This is a genomic window from Mesorhizobium sp. B2-4-18 (assembly GCF_006441385.1).
Lineage (GTDB): Bacteria > Pseudomonadota > Alphaproteobacteria > Rhizobiales > Rhizobiaceae > Mesorhizobium > Mesorhizobium australicum.
The window spans coordinates 205,424-227,183 of record NZ_VFUW01000004.1; the positions used below are offsets into that span (position 1 = coordinate 205,424).

Here is a 21,760-nt window from a genome sequence, read left to right on the forward strand (position 1 = left end):
TTAAATAAGCCTGCATCACCTTCACAAGCTGGGAGGTGACGGGACTCGGCGGTCGGTGGAAAAACACGCTGCAAAGGCGCTGTCGACGACGGCCAGCTTGGCGGCCTGGACGATCATGTATTCCTCGTAGAATCCGTGCGACACCCACATCACCGAATTGCCGCGCTGACCAAGCCAGCCAATGCTGCCGAGTTCCTCCGCCGTGCGCAGTTTACGGCTGAGATGGGTCCGCGACAGCTTGAGCCATTTGGCGAAGTCGCCGATCGAAACCACGCCGGTCGGAATTCGCTCCAGCCCGGCATGGTCGGGGTTGATGCCCGACATCAGCCAGTCCATGACGATGCCGCCATTGTTGAGCCAGATGAACAGGGAAAAGGTCTGGTTGGGTTCGCGCACCGGCTTTGAGGCTAGCAAGCCGTCCGCCACCAGGGGCTGCAGCGTGGCAAGCATGTCTGGCCGCTCCAGGAACCTGGCCAGCCGGTTGCCGCCATCGATATGGTCGAGCGTGCGCAGATGGGCTGTTACCCAGCCGGTGAATCGCTCAATCGTCGCCGCCGTCGGTTGCAGGGGATGCGTGCGGCCGTCCCCACCCGCCACATACTCGGCGATGTTGTAGTGCAGCATCTCCTTGATGAAGGCGTCCGCCGTGTTGCGGCTGGCAACCGCGTTCTTGTGCACGACCTCGATGAAACGCGATACGGTCAGGTCCTTGCGGCGGTCGTTCGGGTCGCGCCTGAAGTGCATGGCAAGGCCGACATGGCCCAACAGCCAGCGCTGCTGCGTGGCAAAGATCGAAGCCAGCCGCGGGCTTTCCTCATAGATGCGGATCAGGGACTGCGACTGTTCCTGAACGTAGCGGTGCAAGGCTGGATGGCCGGCTATGTCTTGCAAATTCAGCGATGATCTCCCGATGCCTTGAATCAACTCGCATGGCGAGATTGCGTTCCCCATTTTCCAGTCTTCGACATCTGTGTCCAGACGTACCAACTACGAAGAACAGGGCCAGCCGAGACACAGATCCACGGCAACGGTTATCGTCTCGTTTGCTATGGCTTGAGAACCCCTTCCCGAATCGTTAGCCGAACGGCGAGATCCAGCCGCAGCGTGGCGCAACGGTCGTCAAGGCGTTTCCAGTTGCTGGTCCATGGCGGCATCTTTCACCTCCATCAACCAAATGAGTCCCAGCCAAGTCGAATTAACCGTTGGACAGGTTGAAGCCCTTGCGGGTTCCGCCGATTTCGCAAGGCCGTGCCACCTTGCCAGGTGGGACGGACACCTTCACTCGGCCGCCTGAACCCGACGGGCCTGGATGATCGTGCGGATTTCCGACCGGCAGGAACCGCAATTGGTACCTGCCTTCAGCGTGGCGCCGATGGCTTCGACACTGTTGCAGCCGGCCGCCACGGCCGCGGTAATCTGGTTCACCCCGATGTTGAAACAGGAACAGACGGTCGCGCCGGCATCGGGCCGCTCGGCACCGGCACGGCCGGCGACGATCCTGAAGCGTTCGCGCTGGCTGGCGTGGACCTCGCCGAGCTGCTCGGCGGCCCAGCCGCGCGACACCGCGACCGGACCGGGTGCGATGAACAAGGCACCCGCCAGATGCTCGCCTTGGAAGGCGGCGATGCGGTGCTGGCCGGCCTCGCGGTCGTGATAGGCGAGCATTTCGGCATCCGCGGCATCGAAGAGAGAGCCGGCGAAGGCCGTCCAGTCGATATCGTCATTGGCAAAGGCCAGTTCGACCCGCCAGCCGCCCCGGCATCTGGCGGTCGCCCAGTAGTCGGCGGCCATCGTCACGGGCCTTTTGCGTGTCACGGCAAAGCCAAAGGCCCCAGCGGTGAATTTCTCGATGCGAGCGGCGACATGCTTTAGCGCCGGCTGCCCCGACACGGGATCGGTAAGCGATGCCGTGAGCGTGTCGAGCCGGCCCCTGGCGGCGAACTGGTCGGTCCAGTGCATCGGCGCGAACAGGCTGCCCGGGCGCTGGCGCGTGGTCACCAGCACGCGGACCAGCACATCGCCGCGCGGAGTAGAGACGCGCGCGATGTCAGCGTCGCCAATGCCGTAAAGCTGTGCATCCTCGGGGTGGATTTCGACGAAGGGCTCGGCGATGTGCTGGGACAGGCGCGGGCTTTTGCCGGTGCGCGTCATGGTGTGCCAGTGGTCGCGGATCCGGCCGGTGTTGAGGACGAGCGGGAAGGCGGCGGTGATGCGGGTTTCGACGGTTGGACGCAGAGCGATGAAGCGGGCCTTGCGGTCGGGCGTGTAGAAGTTGCCGTCGGCGAAGAAACGGGTTGGTTGGCGTTCGATCGAAGTGGCCCCCTCTGGCCGAGTTCCAGCCTGAGCACCCCCTTCTGATTGAAGCCGAGCTTGAGCACCCCCCTCTGGCCTGCCGGCAGGCCAGAGGGGGGTGCCTGGGCTCGGTGCCGGCCAATGGAACGGAGCCAATCCTTCGTAGTCCTCAACATCGATCGCAGCATAAGCGCTGATGTCGAAATCCCGCTCGCCATCATTTTCGAACCCCGACAGCGCGGCGTGCTCGGCAAAGATCTCCACTGGGCTCTCATGCGCGAACGCCTCGCCAAAGCCCATCCGCCTTGCCACTTCCGCAATGATCCACCAGTCGGGCCGCGCCTCGCCGGGGGCGGCCAAAAACGGCCGCTGGCGCGAGATGCGGCGCTCGGAATTGGTGACGGTGCCGTCCTTCTCGCCCCAGGCCGTGGCCGGCAATCGGACATGGGCGTGGCGGACCGTGTCGGTCTCGGCCAGCACGTCCGACACCACGACGAACGGGCAGGCCTTGATCGCCGCCTCGACTGCCCCTGCATCCGGCATGGAATCGACCGGGTTGGTGGCCATGATCCACAACGCCTTGATGCGCCCATCGGCCACCGCCTTGAACATCTCGACCGCCTTGAGACCGGGCTCCCCGGCAATCGCCGGCGCCTTCCAGAAGCGCTGCACGCGTTCGCGATGCCCGGGGTTTTCGATATCCATGTGGGCGGCGAGCATGTTGGCCATGCCGCCGACCTCGCGGCCGCCCATGGCGTTGGGCTGGCCGGTGACCGAGAAAGGGCCGGCGCCCGCTTTTCCGATGCGGCCGGTGGCGAGATGGCAGTTGATGATGGCGTTGACCTTGTCGGTGCCCTGGGACGACTGGTTGACGCCCTGGCTGTAGACGGTGACGGTCTTTTCCGTCCTGGCGAACAGGCTGTAGAAACGGCTAAGTTGGTCTTCGCTGAGGCCCGTGGCGGCAGCGACGCCGGCAAGGTCCAGCGTCGAGGCGGCGAACAGGGCTTGTCCGAATCCGGCCGTATGCGCCGTGATATAGGCACGGTCGAGCGCATTGTGCTGGCCGAGCCAGGCGAGCAGGCCGGTGAACAGGGCGACGTCGCCATCCGGCGCGATCGCCAGATGCATGTCTGCGATGTCTGATGTCATGGTACGGCGCGGATCGACGAGCACTACCTTCATCTCGGGCCGCTTTTCCCGGGCAGCCGCGATGCGCTGATAGAGCACGGGATGGCACCAGGCGAGATTGGAGCCGACCAGCACGATCAGGTCGGCCAGCTCCAGATCCTCGTAGGTTCCCGGCACAGTGTCCGAACCAAACGCGCGGCGATGGCCGGCAACCGACGAAGCCATGCAGAGCCGCGAATTGGTGTCGATGTTGGCCGAGCCAATGAACCCCTTCATCAGCTTGTTGGCGAGATAATAATCCTCGGTCAGCAACTGGCCGGAGACGTAGAAGGCGACCGCGTCGGGGCCATGTTCGGCGATGGTGTGCTGGAAGGTCGAGGCGACGACGTCGAGCGCCTCGTTCCAGCCGGCGGGGCGGTCGTGGATTTGCGGTTGGAGCAGCCGGCCGTCGAGGTCGATCGTCTCGGCCAGTGCGGAGCCCTTGGAACAGAGCCGGCCGAAATTCGCGGGATGATCGGGATCGCCGCGGACAGATACCTGCCCGTCCGCGGCAACCTTCGCCAGCACGCCGCAGCCGACCCCGCAATAGGGGCAGGTGGTCCTCACCTCGCGCGCTGCGTCAATCTCCATAGTTCAGGCCGCGCGGCTGGCCAGCGCTTCCAGCGCGACGAACAGGTGCTCGCCCTCGACCTTGACCGCAATGGTGCGCACCGCGCCTTCGTCGGCGCCCAGCGCCTTACCCGTCTCCAGCGAGATCACCCAATTGTGCAAGGGGCAGGTCACCGCCGCGCCATGCACGATGCCCTGGCTCAGCGGCCCGCCTCTGTGGGGGCAATGGTCCTCGATGGCGAAGACCTGGTCGTCGGCGGTGCGAAAGACAGCGATCTTGCCTTGCGGGGTGGCGACACAGCGCGCGCCACGGCGGGGAATGTCGGAGAGGGTGCCGATCGATGTCCAGGTCATAGGTGTGCCTTTGCTTGATATGAATGTGCCAAGGCACCCCCCTCTGTCCTGCCGGACATCTCCCCTGCAAGGGGGGAGATTGGCAGCTTGAGCGCAGGCGCATTTTCTTCAGCGCTGGAGATTGGCGAAAGCAGATATGACATCCGATTTCCCCCCTTGCGGGGGAGATGGCCGGCAGGCCAGAGGGGGGTGCCTCGCGCTGACATCGCCATCACTCCGCCGCCTGCGCAAACCCGACCGACGCCATCGGCCGGAATTCGTGCTTGTCCTTGCCGGACACGCGCTCGGACCATGGATCGACCTGGGCGAACTTCTGCGAAAAGATGAAGCGGTCGTAATAGGCCTTGCGCTTCTCGCCATCGTCCATGATCTGGCGCTTGATCTCGGCGATGCCGATGCGCTTGGCCCATTTGTAGATGCGTTCGAGATAGCGGCCCTGCTCGCGATACATCTGTGTCAGCGCCACGATATGCTCCAACGCCTCGTCCTCGGTCCTGACCAGGCCGAGCACTTCCGTGCCCTTGATGTCGAGCCCGGCGGCGCCGGCGAAATGGATCTCGTAACCGCTATCGACGCAGATGACGCCGACGTCCTTGCAGGTCGCCTCGGCGCAATTCCTCGGGCAGCCCGACACCGCCATCTTGACCTTGGCCGGCGTCCACGAGCCCCACATGAACTTCTCGATGCGGATGCCGAGACCTGTCGAATCCTGCGTGCCGAAGCGGCACCAGTCCGAGCCGACGCAGGTCTTCACCGTGCGCAGGCCCTTGGCATAGGCATGGCCCGAAACGAAGCCGGCCTGGCCGAGATCGGCCCACACCGCCGGCAGGTCCTCCTTGCGGATGCCCAGCATGTCGATGCGCTGGCCGCCGGTGACCTTGACCATCGGAATCTCGAATTTGTCGACGACGTCGGCGATGGCGCGCAGTTCGGCCGCATTGGTGACGCCGCCCCACATGCGCGGCACCACCGAATAGGTGCCGTCCTTCTGGATGTTGGCGTGGACGCGCTCGTTGATGAAGCGCGACTGGTAGTCGTCGGCATACTCGTCCGGCCAGTCGCAGACGAGGTAGTAGTTAAGGGCCGGCCGGCATTTGGCGCAGCCGCAGGAGGTCTTCCACTCCAGCTCCTGCATGACCGCCGGAATGGTCTTCAGCCCCTTGGCCTTGATCAGCCTGCGCACGTCGTCATGGCCGAAAACGGTGCAGGAGCACATGGGCTGCACGGCGGCTGGGTTGTAGGTGTCGCCAAGGGTCAGCACCATCAGCTTTTCGACCAGCCCGGTGCAGGAGCCGCAAGACGCCGACGCCTTGGTGTGGGCGCGCACGTCGTCGAGCGAAGTCAGGCCCTTGCCCGTGATCGCGCCCGTGATCTTGCCCTTGCAGACGCCGTTGCAGCCGCAGATTTCCGCATCATCCGGCAAGGCTGCAACGGCCGCCATAGGGTCCAGCGGGGCACCCCCCTGGTAGGACTGGCCGAAGATCAACGTATCGCGCATCTGCGATATGTCGGTCTGTTTCTTCTTCAGGTCGTTGAACCAGGCGCCGTCCGATGTCTCGCCATAGAGCACGGTGCCGATGATGCGGTCATCCCTGAGCACCAGCCGCTTGTAGACGCCGGCCGAGGCGTCGCGCAGCACGATTTCCTGGCGGTCGTCCCCATCGGCGAAGTCGCCGAGCGAGAAGAGGTCGATGCCGGTGACCTTGAGCTTGGTCGGCGTGTCCATGTGGACGAAGGCGGCGGTCTCGTCGCCGGCAAGCTGATGAGCGGCGACACGCGCCATCTCATAGAGCGGCGCCACCAGCCCGTAGACCATGCCGCCCACCTCGGCGCATTCGCCGAGTGCGTAGATATCCGGGTCGTTGCTGCGCATCCCGGCATCGACGACGATGCCTCTGTTGACGGCAATGCCTGCATCCTTGGCCAGTGCCGCATTCGGCCGGATGCCTACCGCCATAACCACCAGCGTCGCCGGGATGATTGTGCCGTCGGCGAGTTCCACCCGCTCGACCTTGCCATTGCCGGTGATTGCCTGCGTGTTGGCCTTGGTGACGACCTTGATGCCGCGCTGCTCCACCGCGCGCTGCAGGAGGTAGCCGGCGGCCGGATCGAGCTGGCGCTCCATCAGCGTCGGCATGACGTGCAGCACGGTGACATCCATGCCTTGCGCGTTGAGGCCGGCCGCCGCCTCCAATCCGAGCAGGCCGCCGCCGATGACGACGGCCTTGGCGCGCGACTGGGCGGCGAGCATCATCGCCTGAACGTCGTCGAGATCGCGATAGGTCAGCACGCCCGGCAGATTGTGGCCGGGCACCGGGATGATGAACGGCACCGAGCCGGTGGCGATGACAAGCTTGTCGTAAGGCTCGGTGACGCCGTGGTCGGAGGTGACGGTCTTCGCTTGCCGGTCGATGGCCATGATCTTGTGGCCCTTGTAGAGGGTGATGTCATTGGCGATGTACCAGCCGTCGCCATGGATGATGATTTCCTCATAGGCCTTCTCGCCGGAGAGCACCGGCGACAGCATGATGCGGTCGTAATTGACCCTGGGCTCGGCGTTGAAGATGGTGACCGCGTAGCGGCCTGGCGCCTGTTCCAGCAGATGCTCCAGCATGCGCCCGGGCGCCATGCCATTGCCGATGATGACGAGTTTTTCGGTCATGGCGTTACTCCGCGGCTTCGACGAAGCGGTGGCGTTCGTAGAGGAACTTCAGCACCGCCTCGCGGCAACGCAGGAAGGTCCGGTCGGAGGCAAGTTCGATGCGTCGGCGCGGCCGCGCCAGCGGCACGGGCAGCACCTCGCCGACGGTCGCCGCCGGGCCGTTGGTCATCATGACGATGCGGTCGGACAGCAGCACCGCCTCGTCGACGTCATGGGTGATCATGATCGTCGTCGAACCCAGCCTGGAATGGATGTCCATCACAGCGTCCTGCAGATGGGCGCGGGTCAAGGCGTCGAGCGCACCAAACGGCTCGTCGAGCAGCAGGATCTTGGGTTCCATGGCAAGCGCCCTGGCAATGCCGACGCGCTGTTTCATGCCGCCGGAGATTTCGGCCGGCCGCTTGTCGCTCGCATGCGCCATCTGCACGAGGTCGAGATTGCGCATGATCCAGTCATGCCGCTCGGCCTTGCTCTTCGAGCGGCCGAAGACTTTCGACACCGCCAGATTGATGTTCTCGTAGACGGTCAGCCACGGCAGCAGCGAGTGGTTTTGGAACACAACGGCGCGCTCGGGGCCGGGGCTGTCGACCTCCTTGTCCTCCAGCAACACCGCGCCGGCGGAAACCTTGGTCAAGCCGGCGATCAGGTTGAGCAAGGTCGACTTGCCGCAACCGGAATGGCCGATGATGGAGACGAATTCGCCCTTGTCGATGGTCAGCCGGATGTCCCTCAGCACATCGCTTACCTGGCTGCCACGAGCGAAGGATTTGTCGATATGGTCGAGCTTGAGATAGGCGGTCATGGCGCTCTCCTCACTTTGCCGTCGTGCCGCGGGTGACAAAGGCGCCGACCGCCGCGACCAGGCGGTCGAGGCAGAAGCCGGTGACGCCGATATAGGCGAGCGCGACGATGATGTCGGGCAGCCGTGACGAATTCCACGCGTCCCAGATGAAGAAGCCGATGCCGACGCCGCCGGTCAGCATTTCGGCCGCGACGATGGCGAGCCAGGACAGGCCGATGCCGATGCGCAGGCCGGTGAAGATGTAAGGCGCAGCGGCCGGCACCATGATCTTGACGAAGAATTCGAGCTGGTTCAGCCGCAGGATGCGGGCGACATTGCGATAGTCCTGCGGGATGTTGCGCACGCCGACGGCGGTGTTGATGATGACCGGCCAGATCGAAGTGATGAAGATCACGAACAGAGCCGACGGGTTGGAGTCGCGGAAGGCGGCGAGCGACAGCGGCAGCCAGGCGAGCGGCGGCACGGTGCGCAGGATCTGGAACACTGGATCGAGGCCGCGCATCGCCCAGATCGACTGGCCGACCAGCGCGCCGAGCGCCACACCGACGACCGCCGCCATGCCGAAGCCGATGGCGACGCGCTGCAGCGAGATCAGCACCCGCCAGGCAAGACCGATATCCTGCGGGCCGTTGTCGAAGAACGGATGCGCGATCAGGTCATAGGCCTCGTTCCACACCTGGCTCGGCGGCGGCAGGCTTGCCGTCGGTGACGAGCAGGCGACCTGCCAGACGACAAGCAGAAGGGCGATGACGATGGCGGGCGGGACGAGAACGCTGGCCACCCTGGTGGCAACCGCCACCGGATCGACACGGCGCCGCGCTTTGGCGGTGAAGGCGACCACCTCGGCTGACTTGGCCGGGAATGCTTTCACCTTGGTGTCCTCGACGGCTTGGATGGACATGTCCTGGGGATACTCCGTGGTGTGCTGGTGCGGTACTGAGCGCCAAACGGCGCTGGCGCCGTTTGCGTTGGGTACAAACGGCCTGACTAAGCCGATGCCTTGATGGTCAGGCTGTCGAGATAGGCCGAGGGGTTGGCCGGATCGAAAGTCTTGCCGTCGAAGAAGGTCTCGACGCCGCGCGAGGACGAGGCCGGGATGTCGCTCGCGGCGACACCGAGTTCCTTGGCCGCCTCGCGCCAGATATCCTCGCGGTTGACCTGGTCGACCAGCGCCTTGATGTCGGTGGTCGGCGCGAACTTGCCCCAGCGGATGTTTTCGGCGAGGAACCAGCTGTCGTGGCTCTTGAACGGGTAGGAGACGCCGCCCTTCCAGAATTTCATGTAGAGGTCGGTGGCGCTGGCGACCCGGCCATTGCCGTAGTTGATGTCGCCCTTGAGACGGCCGATGATGTCGGCGACGGGCACATTCATCCATTGCCGCTTGCCGATGATGGCGGCCATCTCGTCCTTGTTTTCTTTGGCATCGCACCATTGCTGTGCCGCCATCACCGCCATGACGATCGCCTTGGTGGCGTTGGGATATTTTTCTATGAAGGCGGCGCGCAGGCCGAGCGCCTTTTCCGGATGGCCCTTCCAGAGTTCGCCGGTCGTGGCGGCGGTGAAGCCGATGCCCTGGTGGACAAGCTGTTCGTTCCACGGCTCGCCGACGCAGAACACGTCCATATTGCCGACCTTCATGTTAGCCACCATCTGCGGCGGCGGCACGACGATGGTCGAGACATCCTTGTCCGGGTTGATGCCGCCGGCGGCCAGCCAGTAGCGCAGCCACAGATCATGGGTGCCGCCCGGGAAGGTCATGGCGGCCTTGACCTCCTTGCCTGCGGCCTTCTTGGCGGCGAAGGCGTCCTTCAGCTTGGCGGCATCGAGGCCAACGCCGGTCGCGGCATATTCCTGTGCGACCGAAATGCCCTGGCAGTCGTAGTTGAGGCGAGCGATGATCGCCATCGGCAGCGGCTGGTTGTTCTGCGTCACCTTGCCGGTGTGCATGAGGTAAGGCATCGGCGTCAGGATGTGGGCGCCGTCGATGCCGTTGGCTTCGCCGCCGAGCATCAGATTGTCCCGCGTCGCGCCCCAGGAGGCCTGCTTGAGCACCTCGACATCAGGCATGCCGAATTTCGCGAACAGGCCCTTCTCCTTGGCGATGATCAGGGGCGCGGCATCGGTCAGCGCAATGAAGCCGAGCTTGGCGCCGGTTACTTCGGGACCTTTCCCTTCGGCATGAGCGCCGGCGGGAAACAATGTCTTTGCGGCGAGGAACAGTCCCGCCGTCAGCGCGCTGCTGGCCAGAAAATCGCGGCGGGTGAAATCCTTGAGGGACGTGCCAGTTCCGATCCGTTTCGTCATCGTCGTCTCCGGTTGGGCGCGGTTGAAGCGCCGTCGATTGCGTGTTCGGCCAAAAACAAAAAAGCCGCCGGCCAGGCTTCGCGCATCCCTGGGGGGATTGCGCAGTGACCTGAGCGGCAGCTTTGCCTATGGCGCCCGCCATTGGACGCCTGTTCCATTGCCCGTGAAGGCTCGTTTATTTCAAAGCAGGAACCGTGCCAGTTTACCTCTGGCCGAAAAATTAAAATGGAATCAATATGATGGGAGCTTTATGCGGCGACCCGATCCGTCGCGACTGAGGTCAAACATTGGTCAGCTCACCTTTCGAGCGCATAATTTTTGTGCAATGCACAAGCATGGCGCTAAAATGATCAGGCTTCCCCGATGGCTGATTTTTGCCTCTCGATATAGGCGTCGATCTCGTCTGGATCGAAGATCTGGCCATCGAAGAAACCGTCCGGTCCGAGCATGAGGCCGGCTCCCGTCGCGCCTACCGCGGTCGCGGCCTTGAGCGCGCCTTCGACCTTGGCATTGGCGCCGGGCAGCGCCACCCCGAGTGGCTTCAGTGCCGAGCGGTAGAGATCTGGGCGGTAGCAGTCGCGGGCGATGGCGAGATTGTCGGGCGTGTGCGCGACGTGGCCCCAGCGGACCATCTGCGTGTAGAACCACAGCGAATGGCTTTTCCAGGGAAAGTTGGCGGCCTTGTCGAACGGCACGAAGAAGTCGTCGATGTCCAGCTCGGCCCCGCCGCCCAGCCGGAGATGGCCGGTCAGGATCGGCATCTGGACCGCCGGCGGCAGGCCAAGGAAGCCACGTTGCGCCATCACCGCGGCCAATTCGTCACGGTTCGCCGGATCCTGGCACCAGCGCGCCGAGTGATGCAATGCGCGCAAGAGGGCCGCCAGCGCCTCTGGGACCTGTTCGGCCCAGGCCTTGCGCACGCCAATCACCTTCTCCGGGCTGTTGCGCCATATCCGTGCCTTGACGGTGACGATATGGCCGGTGCCGGCCGCCACCGCGGCGCTGTTCCAGGGCTCGCCGACGCAATAGCCGTCGATGCGGCCGGCGGCCAGCGCGTCGGCCATGAAGGGCGGCGGCACGATGACGATCTCGATCTCGCGCGATGGATCGACGCCGCAGGCGGCAAGCCAGTAACGCAGTTCGTAATTGTGCCCGGAATGCGGATGCACGACGGCGAAACGCAGTGGGTCGCGGCCGGCGTCGGCCCGCTCGCGGATGAAGGCGCCAAGTGCCGCGCCGGCACGGGCCGGATCGAGATCGGGTGCCGCACCGTGCGCCGCCATGCCGGCCCAGACGGCGTTGGAGATGGTGACGCAGTTGCCGCCGAGCCCCAGCGAAAAGGGCACGATGGTCTCGGAGGCGAGCGGAGTGAGGCCCAGATTGCAGGCGAGCGGCATCGGTCCGAGCATGTGCGCGAGGTCGAAATGGCCGATGGCGATGCGGTCGCGGATGTTGGCCCAGGAGGTCTCGCGGTGCAGGGTGAGATCGATGCCTTCGCGCGCGGCAAAGCCCAGTTCGCCGGCCGCGACCAGCACGGCGCTATCGAAAAGCGGCATGAAGCCGGCGGTGATCTGGTGCTCGGCGCCCATGCTCATTCGTCCTCCGCCGGTCCGAGAAGCCCGGCGGCAGTCACCAGGCTTTGGGCGATGTCGCCGATCTTGCGGTTCTGGTTCATCGCGGTCTTGCGCAGCAGCGTGTAGGCGGCCTCTTCGGTCAGGCCCCGCGACTTCATCAAGATGCCCTTGGCGCGGTCGATCACCTTGCGGCTCTCGAGTTCGCTGCGCGCCTCTTCCAGTTCACGTGCCATGCGCGAGAAAGCGTTGAAGCGGCTCACCGCCATGTCGAGGATCGGCTTGACGCGCTCCTGCCTCAACCCGTCGACGACATAGGCCGAAACGCCGGCATCGACCGCAGCCTCGATCGAGGCCTGATCCGAGCGGTCGACGAACATGGCGATCGGGCGCTTTACGGCCCGCGACAGCTGGAACATGTTTTCCAGCATGTCGCGGTTGGGATTTCCAAGGTCGATGACGATGACGTCGGGTTCGATCTCGGCAATGCGGCGCGCAATGCCCGAGACGTCATGGATGACGGTGACCCGCTGATGACCCGCCTCGCGCAATCCGGCTTCGATTATCGAAGCGCGGATGCGGTTTTCGTCGATCACCAGGACGGCGAGGGAAGTTCGGACCATGCCCGCATTATGAGCAAGGCCGCAAATTTGTGCAATGCAGCATAGCCGCCGACCTTGGAAGGTCGGTGGCTATGCCCAGAATGCCTGGTGGCGAAAAGTATCTGCTTGGCAGGAGACGTTGATCAGCCGCAGACGCGAACGTCTTCGACCACCCTGTGGTGGTGGCGCCAATGCACGACCGTCTCGATGTGGCAGCGGTGATGGCGGTGACGCCAGCGGTAGCCGTCATTGTCATACTGAACGCTCTGGTCGCCATCATACTCGTTGTCGTAGCGGCGCTCATGATGACGGCGCACGACGATTCCCGAATCTTCGTCCGAGGAATACTGGTTGCCGTCGTCGGACTGGATAGTCACGCTGGCAGCCTGCGTGGGCGCAATCGCCGCAGCTGTCGCGGCAAACGCCAGCACCGTAGCCAAAATCAACTTTTTCATTCCGTCCTCCTGCATGTTCAACACACATAAACTCGCGGAACAACCGGGTGTTCCGCTCAAAATCCACACGCTTTGCGACGCTGGCGATATCAAGCCGTTATCGGCCACATATTACAAGTGGACGAAGGCGGTCAGCGGCAGGTGGTCGGAGGCCACGCGCGACAACGGTGTGTCATGCGCTTCGATGGTCCCGATCATGCCGTGCCGGTTGGCCATGATCCGGTCGAGCGCCAACAGCGGCAGATTGGACGGGAAGGTGGGGACGGCAGGAGGCTGCGGGCCGAAGCTCGCGTGCAGCGTGTTCAGCGCGGAGCGGTTTCCGAGCCGCCATTCGTTCAGGTCGCCGAGCAGGAGCGTCGGCTTCTCGTCGGGACTGTTCATGATATCCAGCACGACCTGGGCCTGCTGCGAGCGGGAGCGGCGCAGCAGGCCCAGATGAGCCGCGATGATGCGCAAGGACTGATTTCCGTCGAGATCGATTTCCGCGACCACCGCGCCGCGCGGTTCGAGACCCGGGAGCCTGATCTGATGCACGTCGCGAACGACGCCCCTTTTGAACAGCAGGACATTGCCGTGCCAGCCATGGCCTTTGCCCGTTGCTGAAATGGGCACCGGCACGAGGCCGGTTTCGAGTTCTAGACGGTGCAGGTCGAGAAGCCCGTCACGGTCGCCGAAACGATTGTCGGCCTCCTGCAGGGCGATGACGTCGGGGGCGATCTCCCGGATGACGCGGCTGGTGCGGTCGGGATCGAACTTGCGGTCGACGCCGATGCATTTGTGGACGTTGTAGGAGGCGACCAGCGTCCCGGTGACGCCGTCCTTCTTCGCCGAGAAGGCGTTGGCCTTGCGCATCCGCCGGTCGCGAATGGACAGGAGCATATTGGCCGGTAGGCTGCGCCCGTTCATTCGCATCGCGCGCCGATCGTCCTTGCTGTTCTCACCATGCACCTAGAAATAGAGTCTTTCAGCCGATGTTCCATGGTTGGCGATACCCTATCCGGTAAACACGTCGTTTTCTTAAAGACAGGTTTTTCCCAGAGATAGTTTCTCCTAGAGATAGGGCGATCCCAGCCAGAGCATGCGATCGAACAGCCGGATGATGAACGGACGCGCCCGCAAGGAGGCCAGCGTAACTGGGACGGCCGTTTCGATCGCCGATCCGATCCGGGTCTCGATCTCGGTGGCAAAACCCGCGTCGAGGACCTCAAGGTCGATCTCGAAGTTGAGCCGCAGCGAGCGGGCATCGAGGTTGGAGGACCCGACATAGGCCCACGCGCCGTCGATCGAAAGCAGCTTGGAATGGTCGAAGGGCCCTTCCGTGCGCCATATGCGGCAATAATTCTTCAGGATCTGGTCGAATTGCGCGGTCATGGCGCGATCGACAAGGAAGAGGTTGTTCACCGCCGGCACCACGACATCAATCTCGACGCCGCGCCTGGCCGCGGTGATCAAGGCACTGATCAATTCCCGGTCCGGCAGGAAATAGGGCGACATCAGCCGTATCGACTTGCGCGCGACCGAGAAGGCGCCGATCAGCAGTTTGTGGTTGGTTTCGTTGCTTGCATCCGGTCCGGATGCGACCGCACGCACCAGCATCGGTTGGCCGGCGGATGGCGAAATCGGTGTGATCCGCCAAGCGTCGCCCTTCAGCGCCTCCTTGGTGGCAAAGCGCCAGTCCTCGGCGGCGACGGAGAAGAGATCGGCGACAACGGGGCCGGTGACCTGGAAATGCGTATCCCTGGCGCTTTTCGACCCGGCGAACTCCGCCGAAAAACCCTTGCGGATGTTCATGCCGCCGGTAAAGGCAACCGTGCCGTCGACCACCAGGATCTTGCGGTGGGTCCGCAGGTTGGCATAGGGCAGGCGCAGGCCCATGACGATGTTGCCGTTGAAGACATCCGCCGGGATGTTGGCGCGGCGCAGATGCCCCAGGATGCTGGGCACGGAGTAGCGGGCGCCGACGGCATCGATCAGCACACGGACGGTGACGCCGCGCTGGACGGCGCCGGCCAGCGCTTCGACGAAAAGCAGGCCGACGGCGTCGTTGTCGAAAATATAGGTCTCGAGCAGGACGCTGCGCTCGGCCCCGTCGATCGCCGCGCACATGGCCGGGTAGGCCTCGTCGCCGCTTTCCAGCACCTCGATTGCATTTCCCGGGTTGAGCGTTCGCCGCGCCACCCTGTCGCCCAGCGTCCTGAGGCCAGTGAACCGCTGTCCATAGCGCTCGATGATCAACGCCTCTTCGAGGGCGACGTCGCGTTCATGCTTGGCCGACACCAGGCCATCGGCGAGCGGGCGCTGGGCGCTGATCGTGGCGCGGCGGATGCGATTGATGCCGGCCACGGCATAGATCAGCACGCCGAGGATCGGCGACAGCACCATGATGCCGACCCAGCCGGTGGCGGCGCGGACGTCCTCCTTGGTCATGACAGCATGGGCAATGCCGATGGTCGCCATCACCACCGAGATGATCGCCAGTATTTGGGGCCAGTGAATCGCCAGGGTCTCGAACATTGCCGGGACTATCCAGCGAGCGCCCGCATAAGGCAATGCAGCCGGCCGTATCCACGTCTCTGCATGTGCGAGAACGGCGGCGCACGGTTATTTGAGCAGGCCAACCAGGACGCTGAAAGCGGCGTCGATATCGGCGCGGACCGCGGCCTTGACGGCCTCGCCGTCGCGAGCACGGCAGGCCGCCGCTGGTCGCGAGAGCCTCGGCCGCCAAGCGTGGCTCTCCAGCTGGTGGGAACGTTCGTTTGAGGATTGAGCAGTTGGCTCGATCAACCTGCGATAAATTCCACCCGAGAGAGCCCAGCCTCACCGCGTGGGAAAGCATAGAGCCGGTGCGATCCGGCGTCGTCCCGCGCTGCTTTGGTCATCGAGGCTTCCTGTACTTTGGTACCGCATCCATTGTATATCAGAGGGAATGAAATTAGCGATGTAACACTTCGGTTGATGGCGAGGGGGGCGCCGAATGATGACGTTCAACTTCGAGGGGCCACCAGTGGGCGACGGCGATGCGCCGGCCGATTGCCAGGACCAGTTGCTGCCTCTCGTCAATGAGATCGTGCAGGCCGCGGTGGCGGCCGGCTGGAAGCGGGACGATGTTCTTCTGGCTTTCGTGGAACTCGCCTGGGATCTGTACGAGAACCGGCGCGGTGATCTGTAGCAGCGGACTGCCAATCACCGGCTCCGAACGGCGGCTCCCATGCTCGACCTCGCGGGCAAGCCATCAATCAGCGCAGGCTGCGCCAGGCACCTGCCGTCAGCGGTTGACGAGAACACAGAATCGCGCGACCGGGCGTGTCAGCACCGATTGGCGAACTCCTGGATGGCGAAGACCTCGCGCCGAGCGAAAATGAAACGCTCGGCAACTCCCATTCACCGCCATTCTTTGTTCTTTTCTCGAACAAAGATTTTTCTTTGCACGTGGGAGTTCTTCCCAAGCGAAGATGGCTGCGTTACGCTGTCTTCGGGGCCGGGAAGGGGATGTGAGGCGTCGTCGGACGGCTGAGGCAGTGCGAATGAAAAATGCGGACGAGGCACGGGAAAGCGGCATTTCCCGAGGCATCGATCGGAAGCGAGCAGCTCGATACGTCCTGGACATCATTCCTGAAAGTGCAGGTCCGCGCAGGGCCACAGCGCAAGGAAGCGTGATTTATTCCGTTCGCGGGCCCGGCTCGCAGACATTCCTGGCCAAGGAGTACTCCGCAGGGATCGTGCTTGCGCCCATGCAGCCTGCGCATCGTTCGCCGTCCGGACGGATCGCTCACATGAACGGGCCTCACGACGACGCCGGCCCGCGTCGAGCAATCACGAATTGTTTTTCGCGGGAACGGCCAGGGAGGCCTCGGGTTGAACTTTATCTGGAACTTATCAGGAGGCCGAAGAATGCCGGGCGATGATGGTTTCCCCGGGTCAGTTTCTCGAATCAATTCGGCGCGGCAGCCGGCGCTCACTGCAAAAGGCGGGCTTTCTCCCCGCGCCGCACGCAAGGTGCAAGACTTCCTGCACGAGAACTTCACCCGCAAGCTGGCGCTTGCCGAGATGGCTGCGGTGTGCGGGTTGTCGCCTTCTCATTTCGTGCGGGCGTTTGCCAGGACGTTCGGCGTGCCGCCGCATCAATATGTTCTCGACCTGCGGCTGGACCTCGCCGAAAGGCTGCTTGCCGACAGCCGTATGACGATCGCCGACATCGCCCATTCCAGCGGATTTTCAAGCCAGAGCCATTTTACCACCGTGATGAAGAAATACCGGCAAGTGACCCCATTGCAGGCGCGGGTAGGAAAGCTTAACGCCAAGATTAGATGAAGCGTCGCCCACACCGTTGCTTGATTACTTGGTTTTAAAGCAGTTGCTAAGGTAACGAGCTGTTAACCTCCGCCTATATGCTCGGGTCTTTTCTCACAAGACAGCAATTTCGTGAAATACGGCAAGCAGGAATCATGTCTTCCTGCCGTGGACTGGAATTGTCAGACGATTCCATGCCGGCCAGCGGAGAGGGCACCATGACCGACAATCAGATTTCGAGCGGCTCGCCTGTTGTGCAGCGTCGCGCGGCGCATTTCGCCGGCAACTGGATCGCCGGCACCGATCCCCGTTCCCGCTCAATTCGTCGTCGTTTGATGGCGGTGCTGCGCATGGCTCATCGCGCGCTGGGTATGGGACGCAAGCGCCTGGGGCTGGGAACGCTGGGCGTCGGCGGGGCGCCGGCCGCGATGCTGGGCGCCTTCGCGATCGGCATGGCTGCAACGCCGGCCCTGGCGCAATATCAGGCCGGTGGCGGGTCGGCGACAGGCGGCAACGCCGTCGCCATCGGTAACGGCGCGACGGCGAATGGCAATAACAGCACGGCGTTGGGCACCTCCAACAGTGCAACGGGCGACGCTACGATCGCCATCGGCTATGCGATGAGTGTCAATGGCCTCAATTCCATAGGCATAGGCGTGTTCGCGGGCGCGACCGGCGTCAACGCCCTCGCTTTGGGCGGGAACGCCCATGCCAACGGGGACGGAGCAAGCTCGATTGGCGTCAACTCGGTTGCAGCCGCAGGCGCGGCCGCCTTTGGCCTGAACGCGCGTGCCGACGGATTGAACTCGACGGCGATCGGCTACGTTACCCGGGCGACCGGGCTGCGCGCCACCGCGCTCGGGTTTGGGGCAACAGCGTCCGGGCTGGATTCGCTTGCCCAAGGTAATAGCGCCGTCGCAAGCAATCAGAACGCCATCGCCATCGGCTTCCAGGCGACCGCGACCGCGATCAATGCCGTCAATCTTGGCAACCGAACTGTTGCGGGAGGGGGCGCCCTTCAGGAAAGCGCCATCGCCATTGGCACGGACGTACTGGCGTCTCAGGTTGACTCCACTGCGATCGGGCGCCAAAGCAAGGCAACGGGCACGTCCGCCATAGCGATGGGCGTCACAGCCGCGGCATCGGCAACTAACTCGGTCGCCGTCGGCGCCAGCACGGTTGCATCGGGAGCCTTCGGGGTCGCCATGGGTAACCAAGCGCAGGCGCTTGCAGCCGGTGGTGCTGTTGCGATAGGCTCGGGCGCAATCGTTGCCAGCACCGCGACCTCGGGCCTTGCGCTCGGCAACAATGCAAGTTCCGGTGGTATTTTATCGGTTGCCGTAGGCGCCGGTACCAACGCCAGCGGCGACAATTCCACAGCCACCGGACGCCAGGCTGTTGCGAGTGGCACAAACGCCTCCTCGTACGGGACAGGATCCAAGGCTACGGGAGACAATTCCCTCGCTGCCGGCGTCAGCTCCAACGCCAGCGGGGTTGCCAGCACCGCACTTGGCATCGGCGCCGCGGCGTCGGCTACGAGCGCCATCGCCATCGGCAACAATGCCGCGGCCAGTTCCACCAACGCGGTTGCCATGGGTACCAACGCCGTGGCGACCGGCGGCCAAGCCGTCTCGATCGGTGCGAACAACACCGCCTTTGGCGACGGCGCGGTCGCCATCGGCGATCCGAGCTTCGCCAGCGGCACCGGCGCCTTCACCGGCGGCGCCAACAACATCGCCAACAGCGACGGCACGGCGACCGCGACCGGAGCCAATATGGCCAATGGCGCCGTCGCCATCGGCAACAACAACAAGGCGATCGGGCAAGGCTCCGTCGCGCTGGGCAACGGCTCCACCGCGGGCGCCGCCGGTTTCGTCGGCAATGTCGCGCTGGGCAACGGCGCCTCGGCGGCGGCAAGCTCGGGCGACGTGGCGCTGGGCTCGGGCTCGGTGACCGCCGTGGCGGTCGGCACCGCCAGTGGGGTGGTCAACGGCACGACCTATGCCTTCCAGGGCACCAACCCGACCTCGACGGTCAGCATCGGCGCGCCGGGCGCGGAACGGACCATCACCAACCTGGCTGCGGGGCGGATCAGCGCGCTCTCGACTGACGCGATCAACGGCTCGCAGCTCGCCGCCACCAACCAGGCGGTCGACGCCATCGGCGCCGTCGTCAACAACATCAATGTCGGCGGCGGCATCAAGTATTTCCACGCCAACTCGACGCTGGCGGATTCGCAGGCGCTGGGAGCCGATTCCGTCGCTGTCGGCCCGAACGCGGTGGCCAACAATGCCGGCGACGTCGCGATCGGCCTGAATTCGACGTCGGGCGCCACGACCAATGTCGGCGGCACGACGATCGGCGGCGTCAACTACACCTTCGCCGGCGGCACGCCGGCGGGCGCCTTCTCGGTCGGCTCGGCCGGCGCAGAGCGCCAGATCCAGAACGTCGCCGCCGGACAGTTGAACGGCGGTTCGACCGATGCCGTCAACGGCTCGCAGCTCTTCGCCACCAACCAGCAGGTGACGCAGAACACGACCGACATCGCCAATATCGGCGGCAACATCACCAATCTCGGCAACACGATCAACAACATCGCCGGCGACACCTCGGCGATCTACACCAACGCCAATGGCGAGGGCATCCGCTATGCCCGCACCAACGAGACCGGCCTGGCGCAGACCGATTCCTTCGCGCAAGGCGTCGGTTCCACCGCAGTCGGCTACCAGGCGACCGCGACCGGCGTCAGCGCGCTTGCGCTCGGCCGCGACAGCGCGGCCAGCATCGACGGCAGCGTGGCGCTCGGTCAAGGTTCGGTCTCTGACCGCGCGATCGCTCCGGCTTCCGGGCAGATCGCGGCCGGCCCGTCCAACTTCATCCAGTACAACACGACCGACAAGACGCTGCTCGGCGCCGTGTCGGTCGGTACCGCCACGGCCTACCGGCAGATCACCAACGTGGCCGACGGCACGCAGGACCAGGACGCCGTGACTGTGCGCCAGCTGGCGGGAGCGATCGCTGCGGTCTCCGCCACCTCGACGAAATATTTCCATGCCAATTCGACAGCCGGCGACTCGCTGGCGGTCGGAGCGGAATCGGTCGCGGTTGGCCCGACCACGGTCGTCAATGGCGACAATGGCGTCGGCATCGGCAATGGAGCCGTCGTCGACCAGACGGCACCCGGCGGCACCGCCATCGGGCAGAACGCCCATGTCATGCTGGCCGACGGCATCGCGCTCGGCACCGACTCCACCGCCGCCGGCGTGCAATCCATCGCACTGGGCGCCGGCGCCCAAAGCACCTTCGCCAACAGCGTGGCGCTGGGCGCGTCATCCATCACCACGGTCGGCGCGCAGGCCGGCTACACAGCCTTTGCCCTCGGCGCCGCGCAGACATCGGTCGGCGAAGTGTCCTTCGGTGCCGCCGGGGCGGAGCGCAAGCTCACCAATGTCGCGGCGGGTTCGGCCGATACGGACGGCGTCAACGTCTCGCAGTTGCGCGGTGTCTCACAAAATGTTTCCAACCTGTTCGGCGGCGGCACCACGGTCAATCCCGACGGCTCGATCACGGGGCCGACCTACAACATCCAGGGCAACAACTACTCGACGGTCTATGACGGCTTCACCGCCGTGAACAATGCGCTCACCACCATCAACAATGGCGGCGGCATCAAATATTTCCATGCCAATTCGACGCTGGCCGACAGCCTTGCCGGCGGCACCGACGCGGTGGCGATCGGGCCGGAGAGCGTGGCGAGCGGCACCGACAGCCTGGCCGCGGGCCATGGTTCGACGGCGACCGGGCAGGGCGCCGTGGCGCTCGGCCAGGGCGCGCAGGCCAACAATGCCAGCGATGTGGCGCTCGGCTCCGGCTCGGTGTCGCAGACCGCCGTCGGCACGTCCAACACGGTCATCAACGGCAAGACCTACGCCTTTGCCGGCACGACCCCGGACGGCACCGTCAGCGTCGGCGATGCCGGCGCGGAGAGGACGATCACCAATGTCGCCGCCGGACGCGTTTCTTCCGACAGCACCGATGCGATCAACGGCTCGCAGCTCTACGCCACCAACACAGCGATCGAAGACCTGACCAAAACGATCGGCGGCATCGGCGGCACCGTCCAAAACACCGTGCAGTACGACACCGTCACCAATCCGGACGGATCGACGACCAAAATCAACAAGATCACGCTGCAGGGCGGCGATCCGAATGCGCCTGTCGTCATCTCCAATGTCGGCCCCGGCGTTGCCGGCACCGACGCGGTCAACGTCAACCAGCTGAACCTGAACCTGGCTCAGAGCAAGACCTATACCGACCAGGTTGCTGTCACGACGTTGCAACAAGCCAACACTTATACCGACCAGAAGTTCAGCCAGCTCAATTCCGACATCAGCGGCATCCGGGACGAAGCACGGCAGGCGGCGGCAATCGGTCTGGCGGCAGCCTCGCTCCGCTACGACGACCGTCCCGGCAAGCTGAGCGTGGCGGCGGGCGGTGGCTTCTGGCGGGACTCGAGCGCCTTTGCCTTCGGCGCGGGCTACACCAGCGAGGACGGCCGCATCCGTGGCAATGTGTCCGGCACGGCGGCGGGTGGAAATGTCGGTGTCGGCGCCGGGCTGAGCTTCACCTTGAACTGAGGCGGGGACCTGGGGCGGGAATGAACAGGCGAACCGGCCATGTCAGGCCAGGCT

At 64.4% G+C, this 21,760-nt stretch carries 15 protein-coding genes; 3 read left to right on the top strand and 12 right to left on the bottom strand.

The window, feature by feature from the left end; translation table 11 throughout:
- Positions 1 to 21: 21 nt before the first annotated feature.
- The 12 genes from FJ527_RS11630 to FJ527_RS11685 form a co-directional block, all read right to left on the bottom strand.
- Positions 22 to 951, bottom strand: a complete 930-nt coding sequence (locus FJ527_RS11630) for a hypothetical protein (RefSeq protein ID WP_140713509.1) — start codon at positions 949 to 951, stop codon at positions 22 to 24.
- Between the two features lie 327 nt (positions 952 to 1,278).
- The gene (locus FJ527_RS11635; RefSeq protein ID WP_140823164.1) at positions 1,279 to 4,050 is read right to left on the bottom strand and encodes a nitrate reductase; all 2,772 of its coding nucleotides are present in this window, start codon (positions 4,048 to 4,050) and stop codon (positions 1,279 to 1,281) included.
- Between the two features lie 3 nt (positions 4,051 to 4,053).
- On the bottom strand, positions 4,054 to 4,383 hold the full coding sequence (nirD, locus tag FJ527_RS11640; RefSeq protein ID WP_140619503.1) for a nitrite reductase small subunit NirD: 330 nt from the start codon (positions 4,381 to 4,383) through the stop codon (positions 4,054 to 4,056).
- 211 nt (positions 4,384 to 4,594) lie between these two features.
- Positions 4,595 to 7,045: a nitrite reductase large subunit NirB gene (nirB, locus tag FJ527_RS11645; protein ID WP_140661843.1), complete on the bottom strand. Its 2,451-nt coding sequence runs from the start codon at positions 7,043 to 7,045 to the stop codon at positions 4,595 to 4,597.
- A gap of 4 nt (positions 7,046 to 7,049) precedes the next feature.
- Complete coding sequence (locus FJ527_RS11650; protein WP_015315955.1) at positions 7,050 to 7,847, bottom strand: ABC transporter ATP-binding protein; 798 nt, start codon at positions 7,845 to 7,847, stop codon at positions 7,050 to 7,052.
- 10 nt (positions 7,848 to 7,857) lie between these two features.
- Positions 7,858 to 8,748 carry a nitrate ABC transporter permease gene (gene ntrB, locus FJ527_RS11655; protein ID WP_140823165.1) on the bottom strand — a complete coding sequence of 297 codons (891 nt, stop codon included), beginning with the start codon at positions 8,746 to 8,748 and terminating at the stop codon, positions 7,858 to 7,860.
- A gap of 86 nt (positions 8,749 to 8,834) precedes the next feature.
- Positions 8,835 to 10,151: a CmpA/NrtA family ABC transporter substrate-binding protein gene (locus FJ527_RS11660; RefSeq protein ID WP_140823166.1), complete on the bottom strand. Its 1,317-nt coding sequence runs from the start codon at positions 10,149 to 10,151 to the stop codon at positions 8,835 to 8,837.
- Positions 10,152 to 10,501: 350 nt separating this feature from the next.
- Positions 10,502 to 11,740 (bottom strand): CmpA/NrtA family ABC transporter substrate-binding protein, encoded by a 1,239-nt coding sequence (locus FJ527_RS11665; RefSeq protein WP_181166343.1) that lies wholly within the window; start codon positions 11,738 to 11,740, stop codon positions 10,502 to 10,504.
- Positions 11,741 to 11,742: 2 nt separating this feature from the next.
- Positions 11,743 to 12,345 (bottom strand): ANTAR domain-containing response regulator, encoded by a 603-nt coding sequence (locus FJ527_RS11670; protein WP_140619514.1) that lies wholly within the window; start codon positions 12,343 to 12,345, stop codon positions 11,743 to 11,745.
- Positions 12,346 to 12,467: 122 nt separating this feature from the next.
- Positions 12,468 to 12,779 carry a hypothetical protein gene (locus FJ527_RS11675; RefSeq protein WP_140619515.1) on the bottom strand — a complete coding sequence of 104 codons (312 nt, stop codon included), beginning with the start codon at positions 12,777 to 12,779 and terminating at the stop codon, positions 12,468 to 12,470.
- Positions 12,780 to 12,890: 111 nt separating this feature from the next.
- Positions 12,891 to 13,691 carry an endonuclease/exonuclease/phosphatase family protein gene (locus FJ527_RS11680; protein ID WP_140619516.1) on the bottom strand — a complete coding sequence of 267 codons (801 nt, stop codon included), beginning with the start codon at positions 13,689 to 13,691 and terminating at the stop codon, positions 12,891 to 12,893.
- A 138-nt stretch (positions 13,692 to 13,829) separates the two neighbouring features.
- Positions 13,830 to 15,293 carry a phosphatidylserine/phosphatidylglycerophosphate/cardiolipin synthase family protein gene (locus FJ527_RS11685; protein WP_140619518.1) on the bottom strand — a complete coding sequence of 488 codons (1,464 nt, stop codon included), beginning with the start codon at positions 15,291 to 15,293 and terminating at the stop codon, positions 13,830 to 13,832.
- Between the two features lie 460 nt (positions 15,294 to 15,753).
- Between FJ527_RS11685 and FJ527_RS11695 the strand changes: the two genes are divergently transcribed.
- The 3 genes from FJ527_RS11695 to FJ527_RS11710 all read left to right on the top strand — a co-directional run bounded on the left by FJ527_RS11695 (position 15,754) and on the right by FJ527_RS11710 (position 21,706).
- Positions 15,754 to 15,948 (top strand): hypothetical protein, encoded by a 195-nt coding sequence (locus tag FJ527_RS11695; protein ID WP_015315963.1) that lies wholly within the window; start codon positions 15,754 to 15,756, stop codon positions 15,946 to 15,948.
- Between the two features lie 722 nt (positions 15,949 to 16,670).
- Complete coding sequence (locus FJ527_RS11705) at positions 16,671 to 17,090, top strand: AraC family transcriptional regulator (RefSeq protein ID WP_015315964.1); 420 nt, start codon at positions 16,671 to 16,673, stop codon at positions 17,088 to 17,090.
- Positions 17,091 to 17,287: 197 nt separating this feature from the next.
- Complete coding sequence (locus tag FJ527_RS11710) at positions 17,288 to 21,706, top strand: YadA-like family protein (RefSeq protein ID WP_140823168.1); 4,419 nt, start codon at positions 17,288 to 17,290, stop codon at positions 21,704 to 21,706.
- Positions 21,707 to 21,760 lie beyond the last annotated feature (54 nt).